We start from the raw sequence: 2,936 nt of genomic DNA on the forward strand, positions 1-2,936 counted from the left end.
GGTTAAGTTGAAAAGGGCGCACGGTGGATGCCTTGGCACTAGGAGCCGATGAAGGACGGGACTAACACCGATATGCTCCGGGGAGCTGTAAGTAAGCTTTGATCCGGAGATTTCCGAATGGGGAAACCCGCCATCCGTAATGGCATGGCACCCTTGCCTGAATACATAGGGCAGGAGGAGGCATACCCGGGGAACTGAAACATCTAAGTACCCGGAGGAAGAGAAAGCAAACGCGATTCCCTGAGTAGCGGCGAGCGAAACGGGACATAGCCCAAACCAGAAAGCTTGCTTTCTGGGGTTGTAGGACACTCTATACGGAGTTACAAAGGAAGAGGATAAGTGAAGCGGTCTGGAAAGGCCCGCGAAACAAGGTAACAGCCCTGTAGCTGAAATCCTCTTCTCTCTTGAGTGGATCCTGAGTACGGCGGAACACGAGGAATTCCGTCGGAATCCGGGAGGACCATCTCCCAAGGCTAAATACTCCCTAGTGACCGATAGTGAACCAGTACCGTGAGGGAAAGGTGAAAAGCACCCCGGAAGGGGAGTGAAAGAGATCCTGAAACCGTGTGCCTACAAGTAGTCAGAGCCCGTTAATGGGTGATGGCGTGCCTTTTGTAGAATGAACCGGCGAGTTACGATTTCATGCAAGGTTAAGCAGATGATGCGGAGCCGCAGCGAAAGCGAGTCTGAATAGGGCGAATGAGTATGAGGTCGTAGACCCGAAACCAGGTGATCTACCCATGTCCAGGATGAAGGTGAGGTAACACTCACTGGAGGTCCGAACCCACGCACGTTGAAAAGTGCGGGGATGAGGTGTGGGTAGCGGTGAAATTCCAATCGAACCTGGAGATAGCTGGTTCTCTCCGAAATAGCTTTAGGGCTAGCCTCAAACGAAGAGTTCTGGAGGTAGAGCACTGTTTGGACTAGGGGCCCATCCCGGGTTACCGAATTCAGACAAACTCCGAATGCCAGAAACTTATGTTTGGGAGTCAGACTGCGAGTGATAAGATCCGTAGTCAAGAGGGAAACAGCCCAGACCACCAGCTAAGGTCCCAAAGTATACGTTAAGTGGAAAAGGATGTGGAGTTGCCCAGACAACCAGGATGTTGGCTTAGAAGCAGCCACCATTTAAAGAGTGCGTAATAGCTCACTGGTCGAGTGACTCTGCGCCGAAAATGTACCGGGGCTAAACGTATCACCGAAGCTGTGGATTGATATCGTAGATATCAGTGGTAGGAGAGCGTTCCAGCTGCTGTGAAGCTAGACCGTAAGGACTGGTGGAGCGTCTGGAAGTGAGAATGCCGGTATGAGTAGCGAAAGAAGGGTGAGAATCCCTTCCACCGAATGCCTAAGGTTTCCTGAGGAAGGCTCGTCCTCTCAGGGTTAGTCGGGACCTAAGCCGAGGCCGAAAGGCGTAGGCGATGGAGAACAGGTTGATATTCCTGTACCACCAAGCATCGTTTGAGTGATGGGGGGACGCAGGAGGATAGGAGATCACGCAGCTGGATACGCGTGTTTAAGCAGTTAGGCTGGAAATGAGGCAAATCCCGTTTCCGTGAAGGCTGAGCTGTGATGACGAGGGAAATTAAGTACCGAAGTCTTCGATTCCACACTGCCAAGAAAAGCCTCTAGCGAGATGTAAGGTGCCCGTACCGCAAACCGACACAGGTAGGCGAGGAGAGAATCCTAAGGTGAGCGAGTGAACTCTCGTTAAGGAACTCGGCAAAATGACCCCGTAACTTCGGGAGAAGGGGTGCTCTTGCGGGTGCAAGCCTGCGAGAGCCGCAGTGAATAGGCCCAGGCGACTGTTTAGCAAAAACACAGGTCTCTGCAAAGCCGCAAGGCGACGTATAGGGGCTGACGCCTGCCCGGTGCTGGAAGGTTAAGAGGAGGGCTTAGCGCAAGCGAAGGTCTGAATTGAAGCCCCAGTAAACGGCGGCCGTAACTATAACGGTCCTAAGGTAGCGAAATTCCTTGTCGGGTAAGTTCCGACCCGCACGAAAGGCGCAACGATCTGGGCACTGTCTCAACGAGAGACTCGGTGAAATTATAGTACCTGTGAAGATGCAGGTTACCCGCGACAGGACGGAAAGACCCCGTGGAGCTTTACTGCAGCCTGATATTGAATTTTGGCACAGTCTGCACAGGATAGGCAGGAGCCTTGGAAGCCGGAGCGCCAGCTTCGGTGGAGGCGCTGGTGGGATACTGCCCTGACTGTGTTGAACTTCTAACCCACACCCGTGATCCGGGTGGGAGACAGTGTCAGGTGGGCAGTTTGACTGGGGCGGTCGCCTCCTAAAGTGTAACGGAGGCGCCCAAAGGTTCCCTCAGAATGGTTGGAAATCATTCGCAGAGTGTAAAGGCACAAGGGAGCTTGACTGCGAGACCTACAAGTCGAGCAGGGACGAAAGTCGGGCTTAGTGATCCGGTGGTTCCGCATGGAAGGGCCATCGCTCAACGGATAAAAGCTACCCCGGGGATAACAGGCTTATCTCCCCCAAGAGTCCACATCGACGGGGAGGTTTGGCACCTCGATGTCGGCTCATCGCATCCTGGGGCTGTAGTCGGTCCCAAGGGTTGGGCTGTTCGCCCATTAAAGCGGTACGCGAGCTGGGTTCAGAACGTCGTGAGACAGTTCGGTCCCTATCCGTCGCGGGCGCAGGAAATTTGAGAGGAGCTGTCCTTAGTACGAGAGGACCGGGATGGACGCACCGCTGGTGTACCAGTTGTCTCGCCAGAGGCATCGCTGGGTAGCTACGTGCGGACGGGATAAGTGCTGAAAGCATCTAAGCATGAAGCCCCCCTCAAGATGAGATTTCCCATTACGCAAGTAAGTAAGATCCCTTGAAGATGACGAGGTAGATAGGTTCGGGGTGGAAGTGTGGCGACACATGGAGCTGACGAATACTAATCGATCGAGGACTTAACCAATAACA

The 2,936-nt window shown here is 53.7% G+C and carries 1 rRNA gene; it reads left to right on the forward strand.

Features of this window, described 5'->3' with window-relative positions:
• Positions 1-2,931 (forward strand): 23S ribosomal RNA (locus tag AWH49_RS12855).
• The last annotated feature ends 5 nt before the right edge of the window (positions 2,932-2,936 follow it).

Origin of the sequence: Domibacillus aminovorans, assembly GCF_001643235.1 — a bacterium.
Classification (GTDB): Bacteria; Bacillota; Bacilli; order Bacillales; family Domibacillaceae; genus Domibacillus; species Domibacillus aminovorans.